Here is a 22,192-nt window from a genome sequence, read left to right as displayed (position 1 = left end):
TCCTTTCTTCTTTTTTTATTGAGCAGCTTTTTTTAATCTTGATCCTACGTCACTTCCAAAGGTCACTCCTAAATCACCGAGCCATCTTCTATAGGCAATACTCAATCGGTCCGGATTCAAATGAAGCTCTGCTTGTAAGTCAAGCGGCAGCTCTTCTGGTTTTTGACTTTCCACAATACTGGTATCTTGTTCAATAATAAGCTGCTGAAAATCGCGGAAATATTGATCAGGTGCATCAAACGAATAGTTTCTAGAAACCAGCGCAAACACCGTGGACTTTCTTTCCTCTTCAGGTAAAACCGCAAACAGCATTGAAAAGATTTCACCCGTTTCATAGTTCACTTTTTTCAATCTTGCAACAGTAGGACGAAGAATTTCAAAGGTATAATAAATAGTCGCAAAGTTACCCGTACCATCTGCATCTGCGTACACAGCGATTTCATCAGAAACGTATCGGTTATCTTTCCAATGCACCTTATAATCAGGAATTTCGGCGTAGTCAGAGTGTCCAAGGCTTCCTTCGTGAACAAAAGCCAAATGGCTTACATCTAGAAAGTTTTCTACGACACGAGGAGCTGCTGCCTGCAGAGTATGAGAGTTGGCGCAAACCGTTTTGAATCCGGAGTTAAGATGTTCGTCATACTGGGGAAGAGGAGTATCGCCCGCGTCTCTATTCATCTTCACCCATATAATTCCGTACTTTTCAACGCAGTCATACACCTGTGCTTTTGCTTTTGAAGGAATAGCTCTTCCCGGCGGCTGTTGAGGAATTTTTACACAAGCCCCGGCATCATCGTATTTCCATCCGTGGTAAGGGCATACAATGCAATCATCTACCACCTTTCCAAGAGATAACGCTGCACCGCGATGGATGCACAAATCTTTAAATGCTTTAATGGCATTAGTTGTGCGAAAAAGCACAACTCGCTCTTCTAAAATCGTTACTTGCAAAGGCTGATCTGTTAAATCATGTGAATAAGCTGCAGGCAGCCATTCCTTAGCCAATACTAAATCTTTAATCATCTGCATCGCCTCCGTACAATAAGTAAATTTATTTCTTGTTTATAAAAAAAACCGCAGAAATAGAAGGAGTGCTTCTACTTCCGCAGCTTTTTCGTTCCGTAAAACAGACTATAAGCGCGCGAAGATTCTACATGATTGCAGATAGAGCGACCTTAGCACTTCATCTACAATGACAATACGTGTTCATCGCTATTTTTTAAACTTAATACTTAAACCCTTATATATTGAATAAAGAGCGGCCAGCCGCTAAAAGCTTTTCTGTCCACTGATTTCTCTTAGTTTTACTTTATCAATTTCCCACTGAAAAATCTCTTGATTTGTAAGCACCTCTAACATGATTTTTTCGGTTAAACGAATAAAAGCTGCGGTTTTTAAAACCGCAGCTTGCTTTATTATGAGCTCATATAACTGGCTGTATATTTTTTCGTCTGCTTTTGTATTTCTTGATTTAAATGTTTGAAAAATGAGAGGGTTTCTTCATAATCCGTCGCTTTTTCATGAAACTTCAATGTAAGACTTTCTTCAAACAACGTTTCTCCTTGATGACCAACCGCTTTCAGCTGAACATCTGTAACAATACCTTGCGAAATCGAACATAATAAATAATTAAAGCAATGAACCGGAACGATATGCATGAGATGAAAATCATCGATAGTTCTATCACTTTTTGTTTTCTTAAATTCCACGGTGAGTTCTTCCGGATGAATAAATACATTTATATGCTGTTTGGACAAACAAGTAGGATTCATTTTTTGTGTATACTCACAAAATTCCAGTCCAATAAATACAGAATTCTCGGAGTCAGCTTCAATGAAGATTTGCGAATTTTTTACCATTGTCCTCGTCCTCCATATTCAATCTAGTTCCCCCATCACTCGCATTCAGTTGTAGAATATTTCCATCTTTTTTCTATTCTATCATTGATTTTTCTCAGTGCCTATTTAATAGAAGGAAGTTCTCTTTAAAAGAGAGGGAACTGACAGGCAGTTCTTTATGTGAGAAGAATAGGCAAAAGACACCTCTTTTATTTTCTTGAGGTGTCTTTTGGTAGCGTCAGCCTGTATTACGCAACCCTGCTGCAATGCCGTTAATCGTTAATAACGCTTCTTTTAAAAGTGCTTCATTTAACGTTCCAGCCTCATCTTCACGCAGCTTGGAAATGACTTTAACTTGTAAGAATGTTAGAGGGTCCACATACGGATTTCGTAATTTAATAGATTCTTTAATCGTAGGAAGATGATCCATTAGTTCTTTTTGACCTGTGATTTGAAGAATCATTTCTTTTGTGAGATTATACTCTTTTTTAATGGCGGTAAAAATCCGCTCTGAAATAGCCGGGTCTTGTACCATTTCCGTGTATTCTTTTGCTGCCATTAAATCTGCTTTTGTTAAGGCCATTTGCAGATTATCGACGGTCGAGCGGAAAAATGGCCATTCTTTATACATTTGCTGAAGAAGCTGTATATCTCTCGACTTCTCTACTAAATGCTGTAAGCCCGTACCTGCAGCGTACCAGGCTGGAAGCAGCTGTCTGCTTTGCGTCCATGCAAATACCCACGGAATTGCTCGCAAGTCTTCAAAGCGATCACTTCCTTTTCGACTCATTGGACGTGACCCAATATTTAAAGCTCCCAGCTCAGGAAGAGGTGTAGCTTGTTTAAAATACGTTAAAAAGTCTGAATCTTTGAAAACAAGCTCTTGATACTTACGTAAAGAAGCAGTTGAAATCTCGTCCATTGTTTCTTCCCATTCATGTGTACGAATATCACATTGTTCAGCTTCTTGAGAAACATTTGCTGCCGCTGTAAGAAGAGCTGAGACCGCTTGTTCAAGGCTTCGGTAGGCAATGTCATATAAAGCGTATCTAGAAGAAAGAACTTCTCCTTGCTCTGTAATTTTCACACCGTCTCCTAGCGTCTCAACAGGCTGAGATAAAATGCTTCGGTTTAACGGTCCACCTCCTCGGCCTAGTGAGCCGCCTCGGCCATGGAAAAACTTCAGACGAACTTGATACTTCCTCGCCATATCGTGAATTTCCTGCTGCGCTTTATAGAGCTTCCAATTAGCAGTAAGCGTTCCTCCGTCTTTACTTCCATCTGAGTAGCCAAGCATAATTTCTTGCAAATCCTGCTGTTTCCTTAAGTGCTCACGATAAAAATCTAATTGAAATAGCTGTTCCATAATTTTAGGACCCGCTGTCAGATCATCAATCGTTTCAAGCAGCGGAGCTATATTTAACTTACTTTCAATGCGGCCATCTGCATGAAGGCGATAAATACCTGCTTCTTTGGCAAGTACCATGACTTCTAACAAATCACTTGCAGACTGCGTCATGCTGATTAAGTAGACTTCAATAGATCTTTCTCCAAATTCTTTATGTGCTCGATGTATCATATTAAATACTTCAATTACTTGCTGCGTTTCTTTAGAGTAATTCTCTACAAACGATAGCACAGGTCTTGGGTCTTGAAGAACTTTCCCTAACAGCTCAACTTTTTTCTCTTCTGTTAACGCTGAATAATCTTCAGCTAAAGAAACCGCATGGAAAATTTCTTTGATTGCCGCTTCATGTTCCCCGCTGTGATTACGGATATCAAGCGTTGCTAAATGAAAACCAAACAGCTCAACTTGGCGAATTAATTTACATAAGCTTTTTAACTGATAATCCTGAGGCTGGTGCTTTTGCAAACTGTCTTTGATTAGAAATAAATCATGTAGAAGTTCTTCCGACCTTTGATAACCCGCTTCCGACTCTCCAACTAAATTTAATTTATGAAGCATAATCGTAAGCTTGCAGCGATACACTTCGTGTTTGATTCTCCATCGCTTTTTCTCAGGCAGCAGCGATATTTCTTGATTAATAGAATCAAGCAGATTATCTGAAACTGCGACTCTTTTTGTAGACTGACTTAACCTTTGTCTCAATTGAGTAAGCGACTCTTTATATTTACGAATAGCTAACTTTCTTTGTTTGACAAGCGTTTGCCACGTTACTTTGGGAGTTACGTTTGGATTTCCATCCCGGTCTCCGCCAATCCATGAACCAAATCGAAGAATATTAGGCACCTTCCAATTTTCTTGGGGGTAATTCTCCTGCAATGAATTTTCCAACTCCTGATGAAGTTGAGGAAGCACTTCAAATAACGTTTCATCAAAATAATATAATCCATTCGATACTTCATCCATTACGGTTGGCTTGCGATCTCGCAGTTCATTTGTTTGCCATAAAATCAACACTTCGCTAAACAGTCTTTCTTCAATTTCCGTACGTTCGCGTTTTGTTAACGTTGGATTATCCAAGTTTTTGAGAAGCTCAGCCATTCGTTTATGAATATCAAGAACACTTCGTCTAGTGGCTTCTGTTGGATGAGCAGTGATGATGAGCTCTAGAGATAAAGTTTGAAGCAAGTTAGCAATTACGTCTGGCGCCACTCCATTATTTTTAAGCGAAACAACGGCACTTTCCAATGAGCCCGGCTGCATAATAGAATCTTCTTGCTGCTGATATTCCCGTCTGCGACGAATTCGATGATTTTGCTCTGCAATATTAACTAAATGAAAATAAACTGCAAACGCCCGAATAACCTGCTCGCGCATCGGCTGTTCAAGAGTAACGATTTCATTTTTTATTTCTTTATAGATAACTTCATCTTTGTTTTCTCTAAGTGATTTTGCTACTTCGCGTATTTTTTCTACTTTGTTGAGCAGTTCTTCTCCACCTTGGTGAACCAGAACTTTCCCTAACAATTGACCGAGAAACTTTACATCACGGCGCAGGGCAGTGCTGCTGTTTTGTCTTTCTGCTGCTTCTACTGTTACCATTAGACACGACACCTTTCTTTATAAATGTTGTACTTTTTAAACTTTTTAGAAAATTATATTAAATCCATATTACCATGAACGAAAATAAATTTCATATAATTTTATTTCCTCCTCTCGTTCAGGAGAGGAGATTCATCAAATATAGAAAGAGGTTAAGACATAACTAAATGAATCCAATCTAAAGACGAACAAATGGGATACATAAGCTGAACCGCTTGTGACACCGCAGTTGATTACTGTGCAAGACTTTGCTTTCTGCGGGCGGTCGATGAGCCTCCTCGTCTCTTTCGCTTTTCCCCCGTAGTCTTCGTCTTGCTTTCCAATCAACTGCTAGAAGGAACGAAACAGATGAAACCTACGTTCACCATAACAAAAAAAACGAACCACTAATCAAACACGTTGATCACTGGTTCGTTTTTCATTTGAGCTAAAACAATTTTGTCTCGGCCTCTCTTTTATGCTACCAAGGTTGTCCTAAATCCAATACCGATGCTAGTTCATTGCTTTTTTTACGCACTTGTTTACGCGTGGCAGCGCGATCTGCCCCCGTTTGAAACAGGTATTTTTCTTCTTCTGTTTCTGGAATAAGCTCCGGTACTGCACGGGGCTTTCCATCATCATCCATTGCCACAAAAGTTAAAAATGATGTGGCTGCAATTTGACGCTCCCCGGTTTTTAAATTTTCTTTAATCACTTTCACAAACACTTCCATGGATGAACGACCTGTCCATGATACGTATGACTCCAAACATACAGAATCCTGAGGCGTAATAGGGTGCAGAAAATGAATAGAGTCTGCTGAAGCTGTTACACACTCTGTACGACTGTGACGATAAGCTGAAATGGACGCAATCATATCAATATCACTCATTAACTTTCCGCCAAATAACGTATTGTGATTATTAATATCATTAGGAAAAATGCGGCTCGTTCGAACAGCCTTTGTATCTTTACAATAATTTGCTTTCATTAGTAAGAACCTCCATTGATGCCTATCATAATAAGAATAAAAGAATGAATGAACCTATACTAGCATATTTTGATAAATTTAGCTTTACAAAAAACTCGTTGATTTATTTACAGAAAACAAAAAAGAGAAGAAAAATTCTTCTCTTTTTTGTCTATCGAATATAGCTTGATCCAAACGTTTTACCTAAAGAATCACTGTATAGGTCACTTGGTTTCACAGTCCATTTCCCATCTTCTTTCACCATAAAAATTCGTAGGGGGCGACTTCCTTCTTTTGTTTCCAATTCATTTACAATATCTTTGAAGTGAGAAGCGGCAAACTCTTCAGAGTGTTCTGTATCATAATCCTTCGTTTCCTCTGTGTAGGCTCGTTTAAGCTGCGATACGTATGAATACAAGTCTGATAAATTAAGAGTCGTGTACTCCACCTCTACTACTGCTTTATTATTTGCATTCGCAATCACATTTGTTTTCACGCTTGCTTTTTCTTTTAAAACATCTTTATACATGTTAAAAAAGTCTTTTTTTGCTTTGTCGGTTAAACTATTAGAAAACGCACCTTTTAATTCCTCGTTAAACGCTTTTTTCTGTTCTTCTATAACAGCTGTTTTATCTGCTGTTACATATTTATCATAGTCTACGTTTTCTTTATTTAAGTAAAGGACTTCTGTATAAGCTTGCAGAGCTTTTTCTGGGTCTTGCAGCTTATTATAGCTTTTCGCGTATTTCTTTGTATCCAGTGTTAATGTCACTTCGTCAATTTCTTCATCATAATCAGATGATTTTGGCTGAAGCCCAATTTTATACTTTTTATCTTTTTTGACTTCAAAGACAAACGTTAAATTTTTTTGCTTTCCAGCACCAATTTTGTCAGATGCACTGCTTTCTAGTCCGAGCTCACGACTGTTCACTCCCGTTTTTGGAGACAGCTGTTCATCTCCTTCGTATAAATAAACACCGTCATAATCCGATAAAGATATACTGTTTTTGGAGACATTTTTCACTTTTAAATCAACTTTCAACAGCCCTTTTTCTTCACTTGTAGCTCCTTCATCACTATCTACTAAAATGTAAGAAGCGCTGTCAATAGATGCTTCAATCGCCTTATTTTTAGCCGAAGTAGACCCTCCCGTTTCCTTAGAACTGTTGCAAGCCGCTAATACTAGCATAAGTACAAAAGCTAAAGCCAAAACATTCATTTTTTTCACAGCTGCCTAATCCCCTTTATTTTGTTTTTTTACAACTTTATCCCAAATAAAGGTTCCCTCTGTATAAATACTTAAACCTTAAAATCTATATTTTTTACAATATTTTGATAAAAACTAAGTCTAAACTCTCCACTCACCTAAATAAAAAAACACGAGCACGGGCTCGTGTTTTTTTATTTAGATTTAAAATTTTCTTGATTGATTTGTTCAGCTTCTTTCATATATCGGTTAGATTTGCCACTCTTAATTCCCCAGTAATAAAAAGCTAATGATACGCAAGCAATCACTAGCATATCCCATCCGAAAGGCAAAATATTTTTGCCTCCGAATTTTTCGCTTCCTATGTAGGAAATAAAAATCATGCACGCTAAATAGATAAGCATCCAAGCCCCGGTTAAAAATTCTTTTTTAAAGCCCACCCATTTATTTTTCGCTTGGTAATAAAAATAAACAGGCAGGCCAATTGCCATAATAAAGATCACTTCACCTGTAAGTGGCCACCTTGCCCAGTAAAGCGTCAAGGAAGCAAAAACGAAGCCGCATGGCGCAATAACTGATGCCCCTTTTAAATAAAATGGACGGTAAAAGTGTGAAGCCGTTTTTCTTAATGTTATAAGCGCTACAGGACCCATAATATAAGAGATAAGCGTCGCTACTGAGATCACTTCTGCTAAGACACCCCATCCTCTAAATAAAAAGAGAAACAAAAAGCAAGCTGCTAAATTTAGCCACATAGCTGGGCGCGGGACATTGTAAAGTGGATGAAGCGTACCAAAGATCTTTGGCAAATATCCATTTTGCTGCATCCCGTATAACATTCTAGAAGTAGTTGCCGTATATGTAGCACCTGTGCCGGAAGGAGAAACAAATGCGTCTGCGTATAACACAATTGTTAGCCAGTTAATTCCAAGCGCAATCGCTAAATCAGCAAAAGGAGAATTAAAATTCAAATGATTCCATCCATCAGCAATTGATGACGGACTTACTGCTCCGATAAAAACAATTTGCAATATAATGTATACAATTCCTGCAATAAAAATTGAACCAATTACAGCTACCGGAATCGATTTATTAGGTGATTTTGCTTCTCCTGCCATATTTACAGGACTTTGAAACCCATTAAATGCAAACACAATACCTGATGTTGCCACTGCCGTTAAAACACTGGCCCATCCATAAGGGGCAACCCCATGCTCACTTGAAAAGTTTCCGCTATGAAAACCAGCAAAAAATAAAGCCCCTGCTGTTAAACCAGGAATAATTAATTTAACAATCGTAATAAATGAGTTTGCTTTAGCAAAGAGATTTACCGTCCAATAGTTCACAAAAAAGTAAACGAATAATAACAAAGACGCAACTGCCAACCCCTTGGACGTTAAAATTCCATTATCTACTAATTCGTGAGTCCAGCGAGCCCATTTCCACGGCCACGTACTCATATATTGCACAGATGCAATAGCCTCCACTGTTATCGTTGAAGCGATTGAAATCCAGTTAGCCCAAGCAGCCAAAAAACCAATAAATGATCCGTGTGAATACTGAGGATATTTAACCATCCCCCCTGCTTGTGGAAACATCGCGCCCAGTTCAGCATATGATAGAGCAATGGTCAAAATAACCACCATTCCAATACCCCATGAAAAAATAGCCGCGGGTCCCGCAATTTGAGCTGCTTTCCATGCTCCAAACAGCCACCCTGAACCGATAATCGAACCTATGCCTGTCATGGTTAAAGCAAATGTTCCCATCTTCCTTTGCATATTGCTCATCCAAATCTACTCCTCTTCCCTAGGAAAATAAAAAAACACTTGCGAAAATTTCTCAAGTGTTTGCCCAGGCGCGCGGCTTATACGCTATATGCTCCCCCATGGTCATCCATGTTGCGCCAGTCACATATAGGAATATATTTTTTATCAGTATATAACATTCATTTCTATTACTCAATACACAAAAATGTTTACATTACTTTTATAAAAATAATAAATTATTCGTAAAATTTCGAATAAAACTTCTATAAACCTCTTTTTAATTACAAAAATAACTAAAACCCTAACTTTTCTTGTTGTTTGATTCTTTTACTCCACGAGTAGATTACCTTCTAAAGATTATACTAATATATAGTATTCATTTACATAATAAGAATTAACAGCTATATATCCATAGAATTCTTGCACTAGACCCTTTACTTATATACAATATGAAGAAAAGATACTAAAGTGAACTGTCCACCACTTAGCTACGCTTGAAGTGGGAGACTTCTTTTAGGAAAACGTTAAAACCTACATATCATGCACTTCGCAACAAATGAAGTACTTCGAGCAAACTTCTCTGTTTACGCAAGCAAAAAACAGGGAAAATTACGAAAAAAGATTGTTAGAGGGATGCTTATGAATTATGCAAATGTAAAAGTTCTTTATTTTGATGACGACGGAACCATTCCAAATCACCCTCGTCTTCCAGTTTTATTGTATGAACACGTATTTATTAGTAAGAAAGAGAAAGTGGAGAGCATTTTTAATTCTCACAACTGGAAAAACAGCTGGGTAGGTGGCATACATGATTTTCACCATTACCACAGCAATTCCCATGAAGCACTAGGTGTAATTAGCGGATCTGCACGTTTAAAACTAGGTGGACATATGGGAGAAAATATCGTGGTGCATGCTGGCGATGTGCTCGTACTTCCTGCAGGAACAGGGCATATGCGTCTGCAGTCAACTGCTGATTTTAAAGTGGTTGGAGCTTATCCAGAGGGCATGGATTACAATTTACGAACAGGAAAACAAACTGACCGCCCTCACGTATTTGATGAAATTGCACAAGTACCTATTCCTACAACAGATCCTGTTTATGGCGACAAAGGACCATTGACAGAGTGGTGGAACTAGACAAGCACTTATTGTCTAGTTTTTTTATTTGCTCTGTTTTATTCTTTCCATGAATCTCTATTTGAACATACAAATTCTTTTCTTATGATGCAATAGCAATATACTTTATCTCAGCGAAATAACAAAAACTTCCCGGTCAAAACTAAATTTCTTCTTTTCCGTTCTCTTTTTGCTTCAAGAGCAACTTCGCTTAGATTATTCCCCTTTTTTTCTTTCATAATCATTTCAAATATACTCTCATCACAAGCTCTTTTTTGTTTTTCTAAAAAAATTTTCATAGATTATAACGAAATTTTCAAAAAACTTATTGCTTTACCATGTCAGACTTGCTATCATAGTGAACATTGTTAGATAAATTTTTAGTAGGAGGAGTAAAATTGAATAGAAAATTCATAATTTTTATTTTATTCATCATTCCATTTATTGCTCAATTCGCTGTTTTACCTTTTGTAAATAACATTCATCCAATTATTTTTGGATTACCTCTTTTGCATTTATGGTTATTTTTATGGGTCTTCTTAACGCCTGTATGTACATTTATTATTTATCGTTTACAAAAATCTTGGGGGGACATTGAATAATGCAAGGAAATTTAACAGCACTTTTAATCACATCAGCAATTGTTCTTGTTGTTATCGCAATTGGCTTTATAGCGGGACGTGACAAATCATCTAGAAGCTCAGTTGAAGAGTGGGCTGTAGGTGGAAGACGTTTTGGAAGCCTGCTCGTCTGGCTTTTAGTAGGAGCAGATTTATATACTGCTTATACATTCCTAGGACTTACAAGTACAGCTTATCAGGGAGGAAGCATCGCATTTTTTGCCATCCCTTACTCTGTTTTAGCCTTTTTAATTTCATACTTTTTTCTTCCAAAGCTTTGGACTGTTGCTAAAAAGCACAAACTTACTACGCTTGCTGATTATGCCAGAGAACGTTTTAGCAGTAAATTTCTCTCCTCTTTAATTGCTATAGTAGGTGTATTGATGCTCATTCCATATATTGATCTTCAGCTTAGCGGTATTCAAGATACTCTTCGCGTTGCAGGAACTGGCTACATTAACGTAAAAGCAGTCGTTATTCTTTCATTCTTTCTTGTGGCTCTTTATACCTTTTTCAGCGGAATTAAAGGTCCCACATATACGGCAATTATTAAAGATATTTTAGTATGGGCCATTATGTTATTTATGGTTGTTTCTCTGCCAATTATGCATTTTGGAAGCTGGGGCAACATGATCGACAATGTTGCAAAGGATGCACCTCAGCTATTAACGATCCCAACACAAGGACCTAAAGGCATTCCATGGTTTATTACAGCATCACTCGTATCTGCTTTAGCTTTATTCATGTGGGCCCACGCTGCTACAGGTGTTTTCACTGCTAAAAGTGCAGATTCGCTTCGTAAAAATGCTATTTTCTTACCGCTTTACAATATTGTTTTAATTCTAGTCATCTTCTTAGGATTTATTGCTTATCAAGTATTACCTCAAGATACAACGGATCCTAGATTAGCATTATTAACCTTAATTCAGTATTCATATGGCGGCATTGGCCAAGGGTTAGCTTATGCAACGATTGCTCTTGCTTCATTAATTCCATGTTCTATCATGGCTATCGGAGCGTCTAACTTATTTGCAAATAATATATTCAGAGATTTAATTAATCCAAATGTACAGGGTAAAACATTAACAATGGTTACTCGTTCTATGGTTTTCGTTGTTATTGGACTGGCACTTTTATTCGGTTTATTATTCCCTCAAGCACTTGTTTCCCTACAGTTACTAGGGGTATCTGGTATGGTACAAATTTTCCCGGCTATCGTTATCAGCCTGTTCTGGAGAAATCAATCGAAAGAAAGTACGATTGCTGGATTAGTAGTAGGGCTGGTTGTAACGTTTACCGTCCATGCCACAGGAAATTCATTTGGTCTTTATGAAGGGTTCTGGGGATTATTATCTAACTTACTCGTAGTTGTTATTTTAAATCCAATCTTTTCGGCCAAAACAAAAGCAGCAACTAACGGTGTGAAAGAAACATTGTTTTCTAAAGGCACTCCGCAAACTGAATTAAAGAAAAACGCATAAAAAAGTTCAGCCAATTGGCTGAACTTTTTTTAGATAATATTCTCTTTTTCAGAAGGGGGTGGAGTAGATTCTCTTTCCCAGCATTCGATATTTTGATTGTTTTCTAACGCATCTCTATAAAAGACTGGATTTTTCCCTTCCTTTTTCTGCTGAGTATAGTCATGCAAGGCGGAAAATGCCACTTTCGATAATAGAAAAATAGCAATCAAGTTCACGACTACCATCATCCCCATAAATAAGTCTGCCAAGTTCCATACAAGCTGAAGCTGAGCAATCGATCCAAAAATAACCATCGCTAAAACACCTACACGATAAGACCAAAGCCACATCTTATTTGAATTTAAAAACTCAATATTCGTTTCTCCATAATAATAATTGCCAATTAACGTACTAAAAGCAAATAGAAATACCATGATAGCTAAAAACCCTGATGCCCAAGAGCCGATATGGGTACTAAGAGAAGCCTGCGTTAGTTCAATGCCGCTTAGTCCCTGCTTATAGGCGGGGGATAAGAGAACGATAAATGCTGTGCTTGTACAAATCACGAGTGTATCCGTCAAGACACCAAATGCTTGGATAAGACCTTGTTTAACTGGATGACTCGTCACTGCAGTTGCCGCCGCGTTGGGAGCACTTCCCATTCCTGCTTCATTGGAAAACAGTCCGCGCTTTACTCCATTGATTAACGTTGCACCAATTGCCCCCCCAAGCGCTTGTTCAAATCCAAATGCATTTTTCACAATTAGAGATAGAACCGCAGGCATTTGATCAATATTTTTAAAGATAATGAACAGAGCCATTCCAATGTATAAAACGGCCAATACGACCACGATGTATTCCGATATCTTGGCGATGCGTTTGATTCCGCCAAAAATAATTACCGCAAATATAACTGTCATAATAATCCCAACCAACAAGCGGCTCGTTCCAAAAGAGTTCTCAAATGCCAGCGTAATCGTATTAGACTGCACAGCGTTAAACACCAGGCCAAATGATAGTGTAATGAGTACAGCAAATAGCCCGCCCATCCACCTTTTATTTAACCCTTTTTCCATATAATAAGCGGGTCCTCCTCGAAACCCGTTTGATCCTTTTACTTTATAAATTTGAGCGAGTGTACTTTCTACAAAACTTGATACTGAACCGATAATGGCAATAATCCACATCCAAAATACAGCACCCGGGCCACCAAGTGCAATAGCAATCGCTATCCCTGTAATATTTCCCGTTCCTACTCGAGCTGCCATGCTTATGCAAAAAGCTTGAAACGGGGAGACTCCTCCACCTTTAACCGCTCGTCCTTCTTTCAAAACAAGTACCATTTCTTTCAACATGCGAAACTGCAAAAAACGAGAGCGAATCGTAAAATAAATACCAATTGAGACAAGTAAAATAATTAATAAATTCGACCAAAAAAAATCATTGATGACGCTAATCACACTTTCGATTGCTTGTTGCATGCCTATCACCTCATTAAAAATTTGGTAGAACAAATGCAAAACATGAAAGTTTTTTCTCTTGGTGTTTATATTATTGAAGCGAATGAAGAGTACGTAAATAGACTAAAAAATACTCAAATCCCATTCTTTTGCGATTTTTTTTAGCAGCGTAACACCTTTTACGCTATTCCCGTATTCATCAATAGCTGGACTGTATATTCCGATACCGCATCCGTCTGGAAATGGAGACTGCTTTTTCGTATTAGGTGGCACCAATGACATGATTCCTCCCGATACACCGCTTTTAGCTGGCATACCAACAAATGCCGCAAACTTTCCTGAAGCATTATACATACCGCATGTAAGCATGAGCGCTTTTGTTAATTTAGCTACTTCTTTTGGAATTACTTGTTTATGAAACACTGGATGGTATCCGTCTAATGACAGAATTAATCCAATCAGTGCAATATCTTCAGTCGTTACTTCAATTGAGCACTGCTTTAAGTAAACCTCTAGAACTTCTTCTACTTCTCCTTGCAAGTAGTTCGTTTCTTTTAAATAGTAAGCAAGCGCACGATTTCGATGAGACGTTTGCCATTCTGATTCAAAGACCGTTTCATTAATGAGTGGTGTTTTCCCGGTAAGCATCGTTATCACATCAAACAAATAGCTTAATTTTTCTTTTGCCGTCTCCCCAGATAAAAGAGATGAAACCGTTAAAGCACCAGCGTTAATCATAGGATTGAACGGCTTTCCTGGTTTATGCATTTCCAGTCTTATAATAGAATTAAATGCATCTCCAGTCGGCTCTACATCCACTCTCTCTAGCACATAAGGAATGCCGCAGCATAAGCAAGCTGCTATAAAGCTAATGACTTTGGAAATACTTTGAAGAGTAAATACCGATTCATAATCTCCAGATTGGATAACCGTTCCGTCAGCACCAATCAAACAAATACCTAATTGAGACGAGTCCATATCTTTCAGCGCTGGAATGTAATCAGCCGTCTTTCCTTCTGACGAAAATTCTTTTATTTGTTGCACCCACTCATGTAACCGGTCTTTTGCAGTGAGCTGTAAGTAAGACATTTCCTGTTCAATTTCTCTTTTCATTAAAATCACCTCATCACTTAATTAACTTTTTATTTTAAAGCGCTTTCATAAAGCGAGATTTCATTTTCGTTTTTAATGTACAATGCAACCTACGAGAGCATACAAAAACCTACAAAACTTTTTGGAATTATATTTTTATCTTTGGCACTCTTCTCCATTGTGCTGGACGCTGTCACAATGTATACTAATTCACGAATCACTTCAGGAGGTGAAATTGTCTGAATTTTAAATCTTTCATTCGAAAAGATCCGTACATTTTATTGCTCATGCTCATTACTGTCCCGCTGGCGGGAGAGTTAAAATTTTATCCGTTAAATGAAACATTTCGAATTACATTTGGAGCTCCTACATTTTTCTTTTTCCTGTTGCTTTTAAAACGGAAAACCGTTTTAGCCGGGGGCTTGTTAACCGCTTTAAGCGTCGTTCTCTTTCGCATCATGCTCGATTATATCATGCTCGATCATTTTCAATTTGCGGCTTCTGCACATACGCATTACCCTACGTTTTTCTTCTACTTTACGTATGCACTTTTATTTTTTATTTTTAAAGTAAGCCGCATGAACTATAGTGCTATTGTAATTGGAGTGATTGGACTCATCATTGAAATTGCTGCTGATGTAGTGGAACTAACTGCGCAGTATATAGTTTTGCACACAACAATCCATGTCGATTCATTATCTGACATGGCCGTTATTGCTTTTGCTCACAGCTTCATTGTACTCAGCTTTTTTAATATGATGACGATTTATGAATCACAGTCACGGGAACGTCAAATTCGCAAACAAAATGAGCACATGCTAATGCTCATTACAAGCCTTTATGAAGAAACCGTTCATTTAAAAAAGACCCTTCATAATACAGAAGCCATTACAAAAGCTTCGTACGATTTATACCGTGTATTAAATCAGCAGGAAAAAGATCATTCTGTGCTAAACCAAACGCTCAGTAAAAAAGCGCTTCGGATTGCCGGAGATATTCACGAAGTAAAAAAAGACAACCAGCGTATTTTTGCGGGCTTATCTAAAACAATTTCAAATGAAAGTTTCCAAAATTATATGAAAGCAGAGGAATTAATCGAGCTGATCGTACGCATCAACAAAAAATATGCCGATTCTCTTCACAAACAAATCACCTTTTTTTCTTCTGTAAACGGGGAACATTTCAGCTACCACGTTTATACCATTTTATCGATCATTAATAACTTGGTAGCAAACGCAGTGGAGGCGATTAAAGATGAGGGAAGGATTGTTTTATCGGTACATAGTCAAGCTGAACATGTAGAATTTCATGTACAAGACAACGGTCCTGGAGTACCTTTAAAGTACGAAAAAGCTATTTTTGAACCTGGTTTCACCTCAAAGTACGATCAATTTGGAAACCCCTCTACTGGCATTGGTCTTTCTTATGTAAAAGATATTGTTCAAGAACTTGAAGGTACGATTAAAGCTACACAAGAAGACAGCGGAATGACCTTTATCATTCAAATCCCCCTTCGTAATCTAATTCAGAAAGGATGAGTTTATGCGATTTTGTATTACAGATGACGATTCAGCTATTCGTTCAACGCTCAGTCAGCTGATTGAAGATGAGGATTTAGGAGAAGTTGTAGAAGAAGTCGTCGACGGAAGCTTTTTAGATGCCTCTACGTTAAATTTAAAACAAATTGATATTTTATTTATCGATTTACTTATGCCAGGACGGGACGGAATCGAAACAATCCGTCATTTAAAAGATTCATTTAACGGAAAAATGATTATGATTTCACAGGTAGAGTCCAAAGAATTGATAGGAGAGGCTTACTCATTAGGAATTGAATACTATATTACAAAACCAATTAATCGAATTGAAATTTTAACGGTTATTCGAAAAGTAATGGAACGAATCTCCCTTGAGAAATCAATCGACGATATTAAGACCTCATTGAATAGTTTAGCGACAGCTCATCACGCTCCCCCTTCAAGCCAGCCGATAACGAAACAAGCCCATCTATACGATGTAGGAAAATTCTTATTAGCCGAGTTAGGTATTGTAGGAGAAAATGGTGCAAAAGATTTACTGGATATTTTACAGTTTCTGTACACTTATGACCAAAGAGAAAGTGTGGAAAAACATTTTCCTTCTCTAAAAAATATTTTTGTAAATGTTGCGGAGAAAAAATTAGGAGCTCACGCGTCTTCTATTGAAATTAACCGTGAAACCAAAGCTTGTGAACAGCGTATAAGACGAGCAGTTACTCACTCACTAAATCACTTTGCTTCTATTGGGTTAACAGATTTTTCAAATCCAAAGTTTGAAAATTATGCTTCTAAGTTTTTTGACTTTACAGCCGTTCGTAAAAAAATGAAAGAATTGCAGGGAGATTCTAAAATTTTGCCGATTCGCATTAACACTAAAAAGTTCATTCAAATATTCTTTTTTGAAGCAAAACGCTTGTTAAGCAAGGAAAAAAGCTGGTATTGATAGAAAAGACGGAAAAGGTGCAAATACCTCTTCCGTCTTTTATACTAATTGATTCAGTTTTACTAAGGTAGGTCCATATACAGTACGCAGAAGCAGCTTCTTTTCTCCTCTTGCATATTCCATCAGAGAAAATGCTCCTTTTTCTGTTTCTACCTGTACATCTACAGAAACTGGACACTCTTTTAACTGATTAACTATCAGTTGCGCTTGTTCCACCGACAAATAAGAAGAAAGCCGAATAAGTATATCCAAATCACTAGTTGTTGTAACAACTTCGGCACCACTTGCAAATTCGAATCCCACACTGCCGGTTGGTCCCCACGCAAAATCTTTTAAAATAATTGCGACTTCTTTTAAAGCACCTATGGCTGGCATGTTTCTAAAGTGGCCGTTTTGAAAAATAGAAACGAGATCTTCCGGCCTAATTCTTTGTTTAACGGCCTGCTCAGATACAAATGCTCCAAAACGCTGATTCCTTCTTTCTCCCCTTACTCCAACAGGTATCAGGCTATCTCGGTGAACAGCCCGCCTTACAACGACAAGCGGAGCCTTCGCTAAAGAATGCTCCACCCAATCGGGGATAGGTGTATAACTGATAAGCTTTACTTCCTCTTTTAACTGAAGTAAATCATGAGCTATATATTCCATTGTTTTTCCAACTCATCTCTTACTAATAAAGAAGCTTTTCGCCCTTCCTTCCTTGCTTGCTCACTGTATAGCCGGGTGCTTAAATCGTACACACCTTCACGGCGTACATCTTCTACTGCTCCAGTCAAAATATCTTGAATCGTTTGAACGTCGCGCTCTGTGGGCTGCTCTGCTTGAATACCGCTAACCAGCTCATATAAAGCGCCAAGTGAGGCAAATGATTCAAGATCATAAGCCATGGACGGGACTTTCTTTGAAGCTTCTTCAAGTTCTTTTATACTTCTTTTAGTAATGCGCGCTGCCGACTGTTTGGACATGGCGTGAACATTTACTCCTTCGTCTTTTAAAGCCACAATTCGATTTGATTGGTATCCATGAGCCAAAAATGCTCCTGAAATTGCTTTTCCGACAATTAGCGTAATAACCGGATGACCTGCTAAGCGCGCTGCTGCATAAGCATCAGCCGCAGCACCGCAAGCATAGTGAATACCTAGAAGTTCTTCATGATAGCCATACGCTTGACTCGGTACGTCTACAATGGCAATTATAGGGCGCGGAGATTGATTTCGATCTTCTTTTATTACTTCACGAACGTGCTTGGCAATTGCCCATCCTTCATCGAGTCCTACTTCCCCTTTTCGTGCACGTAAGAAACGATTATAAGGATTAGGTACAACCGATATATATCGGACCTTTTCTCTTCCTAGCAATGCGTCTTTATAAAGAACGGAAGGAATTTCAAAATCTGCTTCTTCATCATTTATTAAGGCGTTGATCCACACGCGACCGCGGCTGTTGGGCATGTGACCTGGAACTTCATTCAATGAGTAAGAGACTGTTGAAGGGATAGGTTCATTTTTTGTTGCTTTATACAATTGTTGAAACTGATCAGGAGCCATTTTTTCTGAAGGATCAACCTTACTAAGCAAATGTCTGTAAAAATCTACTTGTTCTGTTTTACTAGTTGCTTTTTCTTTCTTCTGAAACGTCTCTTGAACCGCTCGTTGAATAGCAGTGACATCATTCTGTGCTAAGGCATCTGCAAACCCGGTTTCATAGCGTTGAATACCGCCAATCGTTTTCCAGATTAAACTTCGGTCTCTTGCATCAAACTCTTCAACCCCTGCTTCTTGCTCGATCACTTCAGGGCCGTTAAGGCCAAACCTTGCTTCTTTTGTCATAATGAGATAACTAAAGAGTGAAGCAGTGATGGACATTCCTCCAAAGCAGCCTACATTTCCTGAGATAACTCCAACAACAGGTGTATACTCACGCAAAGCAACCACAGCTGAGCCAATTTCAGATATCGACAAAAGTCCATAATTCGCTTCTTGGAGCCTTACCCCTCCTGTATCGAATAGAAAAACAGGTCTGACAGGAACACCTTTTTTGTGATTATTAAGGGCTAGTTCTAAAGCTCCTGCAATTTTAGCTCCCGATACTTCACCAATGCCTCCCCCTTGAAATCCTCCTTCTATGGAAATGACAACGGCTGGCTCTCCTGCTATCAGCCCACCTGCTATAATGACACCATCATCGCTTTGAGGAACAATATTTTGCTTAGGTAAATGAGGCGATTCGATTCCGTCAAAAGGGCCAAGCAGCTCATAGAATGTTCCTTGATCTAAGATTGCCTCCGCTCGTTCTCTTCCATTTAACTCAATAAAGCTTTGACTATTCACTCCCATTTTCACTCACCTCCAAAGCTTGTGCAAGACGCAAGGCGACTACACCAGGCGTAGCACCGAAATCATTAATTACAATTTTCGCTTGAATGGTATGAACGCTAAAGAACCGGTCTAATACGGCTTTCCAGGTTTCACTAAACCCTTCACTTCCTGTTCGTACTGATACGTGAGCATGTTCTTCATCCGAAGGAACCAATAAAATTTCTAAATCCCCTGAACCAACAACGCCTACATGTGCGCGCTGAGTTAACTTTCGATCGGCTTTGTATTTAAACACTAACGTTTCCATTAGCCACTCCTCCCTGCAGACGTTTACGATTCTTTAAAAAGAGATATTCGATCTAAAAATAATACAGCAGCCAGCAAATCTGCACTTCCGCCTGGAGAAGCGTTAGATGATAGAAGCATATGATCTAACGCTTCTAGCCGCTGTTTTCCCATTGATGTAGATACCCCTCCAGCTTGTAACACATTGGATGCCGCCATTTTAACCTCCTCTAACACAACCGGACCAGCACGATGCAAAATACACGTATCATCAAGGTTGGCAATTAATGTTACTAAAGTATCAATCCTTGCTGATGTTTCATCTATGCCTAGCTTGCGAGCTTTATGTAAAGCAGGCAAGCCTATATGAATCACGTGGGGAAACCCCTGCTTCGCCTCTCCAGCCGCTCCTTTTGCGCCATACTGTTTTTTCACACGAAGTCCATTAGATGAATGCAGAGGACAAAAACGATCTGCATAACGAGCAATTTGTCCTGCAGCTTCTGTGATGGATGCAGGTGATGCTTGAATGCCGCAAACTGCTATTGCAGAAGCAAGTAGACCTAATGCCCAAATGGCTCCTTTGTGTGTATTAACACCATCCGTAGCCGCGTACATAATTTGTTCGCCCTCGCGTCCAATTCGAGCAATTTCTTCCCTCAGCATCTGACTTGGATGCTTTCCTTGACTGTATAATGCAATCTGTAAAAAGGTCGGTTGTAAAGCATAAGCAGAAGTTAACAGCGTCTCAATATTCATATCTTGATGAGATCCAGTTGTTGCTGCATCTACAAGCCCAGGCTTAGGTGTAAGCACCGCTTCATCAACCAGAGCGGTAACTGCCATTTTAGCTATTAGACATGAGTAAAACACAGCTGGTCTTGGCTCTTCTTGAATACTTTGAATACGCATATTCCTTACCAGCTCCTAAATTTAGCAGGCGGATTATACAAGCCATCCGACCATTCTACTAAATCTTCGACACTTCTTGCTGCCAATAATGAACGCTTTGCTTCTGTACGGCGAATCTGTAAATCTTCGGGAAAAGCCACTAGGCCATCTCTGCGCATCTTTTCCACTTTATTTTGGTTATGTCGCAGGCCTATAGGTGTTACCCCTGCTACTGCTTCAAGCGCTGCTTTTCTTTCGTCCAAGCTTTGTGCTTTATATAGATAAGCAATTCCTTCTTCCGTCACAACATGCGTCACATCATCTCCGTAAATCATGACAGGAGCAGTAGCTAATCCCGCTTGTTTCGCTACCTTTATCGCATCCAAAGATTCCACAAAAACAGGCTCATTTCCTGATTGAAAGGTTTCAACCATTTGAACAACTAGCTTTTTGCCTCTTGCTAGTTCGTGCTGCTCGTTTATCATATCTAGCCAAGCAGGGGTAGAATGTCGGCGGCCTCTAGGGTCATGTCCCATATTAGGCGCTCCGCCAAACCCTGACAAACGTCCAGATGTGACGGTAGAAGAATTTCCTTCTCCATCTATTTGCAAAGTTGATCCTACAAAAGCATCTACCGCATATTGACCAGCCACTTGACACATCGCACGGTTTGAGCGCAGGCTGCCGTCGCGTCCTGTAAAAAACACATCTGGACGCGCTGCTGTGTATTGTTCCATCCCTACTTCTCCGCCAAAGCAGTGCACGCTCTCGATCCATCCGCTTTCAATAGCCGGAATTAACGTAGGGTGAGGATTCAGAGCCCAATGCTTGCATATTTTACCTTTCAGTCCTAACTTTTCTCCATAAGTAGGCAGCAAAAGCTCAATTGCAGCGGTATTAAAGCCAATGCCATGATTTAATGATTGTACGCTGTGGCGTTCATAGATCCCCCTAATTGTCATCATACCCATTAAAATTTGGAGCTCTGTAATATGACGAGGATCTCGCGTAAATAAAGCTTCCAATTGATAAGGCTGATCCGCCACGACGATACAATCAATCCAAGAAGCCGGAATATCCACTCGCGGAAGTTCTTCAACAAGTTCATTTACCTGCACAATAACAATTCCATCCTTAAACGCCGTTGCCTCGATAATGGTTGGTGTTTCTTCCGTATTTGCTCCTGTATATAAATTACCTTGTGCGTCCGCTTTGTCAGCAGCCACTAAGGCAATGTTCGGAATTAAATCAATGAAAAGGCGTCCGTAAAGCTCTAGATATGTATGAATTTCTCCCATTTTCAACGTCTCATCTTCAATCATTTGAGACACGCGAAGGCTTTGAGCACCGGCGTACGAAAAATCAATTTTTTCAGCAATTCCTTTTTCAAATATGTCGAGATGTTCGGGACGTGAAATACTAGACATAATCATATGAAGGCCGTTTACTTTATCAGCGCTTACTTCATTCAGCGCTTTTGATAAAAAAGATGCTTGCTTTTGATTATCTCCTTCAAGCACTACTTTATCTCCGGGTGATATAAGCAATTCTAACGCTTCAATAATGTGTTCATTACCCAATAACTTTCCTTTAAGAAGATGGTCTATTTGTGCAAGGCGAGCTGCTTTTTGATCTCGGCGAGTTGTCCATGATTTTGAAGTTTTTTTTATGCCACTCATGTTCTAGCTCCTTTCTG

Annotated in this window: 18 protein-coding genes and 1 riboswitch; of the genes, 5 read left to right on the top strand and 13 right to left on the bottom strand. The window is 38.9% G+C overall.

Annotated features, from left to right (window positions below; all coding sequences use genetic code 11):
* Positions 1-15: 15 nt before the first annotated feature.
* From AC1D0Y_RS06570 to AC1D0Y_RS06545, 6 genes are all read right to left on the bottom strand, one after another.
* A complete protein-coding gene (locus AC1D0Y_RS06570; RefSeq protein ID WP_477707388.1) occupies positions 16-1,023 on the bottom strand; it encodes an aromatic ring-hydroxylating dioxygenase subunit alpha in 1,008 nt (335 codons plus the stop codon).
* A 392-nt stretch (positions 1,024-1,415) separates the two neighbouring features.
* Positions 1,416-1,859: a hypothetical protein gene (locus AC1D0Y_RS06565; RefSeq protein ID WP_050689301.1), complete on the bottom strand. Its 444-nt coding sequence runs from the start codon at positions 1,857-1,859 to the stop codon at positions 1,416-1,418.
* A gap of 217 nt (positions 1,860-2,076) precedes the next feature.
* Positions 2,077-4,845: a phosphoenolpyruvate carboxylase gene (gene ppc, locus AC1D0Y_RS06560; RefSeq protein WP_060744857.1), complete on the bottom strand. Its 2,769-nt coding sequence runs from the start codon at positions 4,843-4,845 to the stop codon at positions 2,077-2,079.
* 460 nt (positions 4,846-5,305) lie between these two features.
* Positions 5,306-5,815, bottom strand: a complete 510-nt coding sequence (locus tag AC1D0Y_RS06555) for an acyl-CoA thioesterase (protein WP_013055518.1) — start codon at positions 5,813-5,815, stop codon at positions 5,306-5,308.
* A gap of 151 nt (positions 5,816-5,966) precedes the next feature.
* Complete coding sequence (locus AC1D0Y_RS06550; protein ID WP_235593534.1) at positions 5,967-7,013, bottom strand: DUF5105 domain-containing protein; 1,047 nt, start codon at positions 7,011-7,013, stop codon at positions 5,967-5,969.
* A gap of 182 nt (positions 7,014-7,195) precedes the next feature.
* Positions 7,196-8,791: an APC family permease gene (locus AC1D0Y_RS06545; protein WP_060744855.1), complete on the bottom strand. Its 1,596-nt coding sequence runs from the start codon at positions 8,789-8,791 to the stop codon at positions 7,196-7,198.
* Between the two features lie 55 nt (positions 8,792-8,846).
* Positions 8,847-8,925: riboswitch (ZMP/ZTP riboswitch) on the bottom strand.
* A 385-nt stretch (positions 8,926-9,310) separates the two neighbouring features.
* Between AC1D0Y_RS06545 and AC1D0Y_RS06540 the strand changes: the two genes are divergently transcribed.
* From AC1D0Y_RS06540 to AC1D0Y_RS06530, 3 genes are all read left to right on the top strand, one after another.
* Positions 9,311-9,910 carry a cupin domain-containing protein gene (locus AC1D0Y_RS06540; protein ID WP_081085187.1) on the top strand — a complete coding sequence of 200 codons (600 nt, stop codon included), beginning with the start codon at positions 9,311-9,313 and terminating at the stop codon, positions 9,908-9,910.
* 377 nt (positions 9,911-10,287) lie between these two features.
* Complete coding sequence (locus AC1D0Y_RS06535) at positions 10,288-10,491, top strand: DUF3311 domain-containing protein (RefSeq protein WP_028407546.1); 204 nt, start codon at positions 10,288-10,290, stop codon at positions 10,489-10,491.
* Positions 10,491-11,990 carry a sodium:solute symporter family protein gene (locus tag AC1D0Y_RS06530; RefSeq protein ID WP_028407545.1) on the top strand — a complete coding sequence of 500 codons (1,500 nt, stop codon included), beginning with the start codon at positions 10,491-10,493 and terminating at the stop codon, positions 11,988-11,990. Before AC1D0Y_RS06535 ends, AC1D0Y_RS06530 begins: the two co-directional genes overlap by 1 nt.
* A gap of 29 nt (positions 11,991-12,019) precedes the next feature.
* Here the strand turns inward: AC1D0Y_RS06530 and AC1D0Y_RS06525 are convergent, their stop codons facing one another.
* Positions 12,020-13,450, bottom strand: coding sequence for an alanine/glycine:cation symporter family protein (locus AC1D0Y_RS06525; RefSeq protein ID WP_477707387.1), 1,431 nt, complete (start codon positions 13,448-13,450; stop codon positions 12,020-12,022).
* A gap of 102 nt (positions 13,451-13,552) precedes the next feature.
* Positions 13,553-14,542 (bottom strand): glutaminase, encoded by a 990-nt coding sequence (locus AC1D0Y_RS06520; RefSeq protein WP_028407543.1) that lies wholly within the window; start codon positions 14,540-14,542, stop codon positions 13,553-13,555.
* 266 nt (positions 14,543-14,808) lie between these two features.
* Here AC1D0Y_RS06520 and AC1D0Y_RS06515 point away from each other — a divergent pair, with 266 nt between their 5' ends.
* Together AC1D0Y_RS06515 and AC1D0Y_RS06510 are read left to right on the top strand one after the other, a co-directional pair.
* A complete protein-coding gene (locus tag AC1D0Y_RS06515; RefSeq protein WP_060744928.1) occupies positions 14,809-16,059 on the top strand; it encodes an ATP-binding protein in 1,251 nt (416 codons plus the stop codon).
* A gap of 4 nt (positions 16,060-16,063) precedes the next feature.
* Complete coding sequence (locus AC1D0Y_RS06510; RefSeq protein ID WP_028407541.1) at positions 16,064-17,002, top strand: response regulator; 939 nt, start codon at positions 16,064-16,066, stop codon at positions 17,000-17,002.
* Positions 17,003-17,041: 39 nt separating this feature from the next.
* Here the strand turns inward: AC1D0Y_RS06510 and AC1D0Y_RS06505 are convergent, their stop codons facing one another.
* From AC1D0Y_RS06505 to mdcA, 5 genes are read right to left on the bottom strand one after another with little or no spacing between them, the layout of a single operon-like run.
* Complete coding sequence (locus tag AC1D0Y_RS06505) at positions 17,042-17,650, bottom strand: malonate decarboxylase holo-ACP synthase (protein ID WP_060744854.1); 609 nt, start codon at positions 17,648-17,650, stop codon at positions 17,042-17,044.
* Entirely contained in the window at positions 17,638-19,338 is a 1,701-nt protein-coding gene (mdcD, locus tag AC1D0Y_RS06500; RefSeq protein WP_060744853.1) for a biotin-independent malonate decarboxylase subunit beta, read from the bottom strand. The genes AC1D0Y_RS06505 and mdcD overlap by 13 nt, the downstream gene beginning before the upstream one ends.
* Positions 19,325-19,627: a malonate decarboxylase subunit delta gene (locus AC1D0Y_RS06495; protein WP_028407538.1), complete on the bottom strand. Its 303-nt coding sequence runs from the start codon at positions 19,625-19,627 to the stop codon at positions 19,325-19,327. Before AC1D0Y_RS06495 ends, mdcD begins: the two co-directional genes overlap by 14 nt.
* A 23-nt stretch (positions 19,628-19,650) precedes the next feature.
* Positions 19,651-20,517: a triphosphoribosyl-dephospho-CoA synthase gene (locus tag AC1D0Y_RS06490; RefSeq protein WP_060744852.1), complete on the bottom strand. Its 867-nt coding sequence runs from the start codon at positions 20,515-20,517 to the stop codon at positions 19,651-19,653.
* 5 nt (positions 20,518-20,522) lie between these two features.
* Positions 20,523-22,175 (bottom strand): malonate decarboxylase subunit alpha, encoded by a 1,653-nt coding sequence (gene mdcA, locus AC1D0Y_RS06485; RefSeq protein ID WP_050689313.1) that lies wholly within the window; start codon positions 22,173-22,175, stop codon positions 20,523-20,525.
* Between the last annotated feature and the right edge of the window lie 17 nt (positions 22,176-22,192).

This window comes from Priestia sp. P1_B12_1 (genome assembly GCF_056406695.1).
The sequence above is the reverse complement of the archived record's forward strand: the minus strand, read 5'-3'. Positions and strand labels throughout refer to the sequence as shown.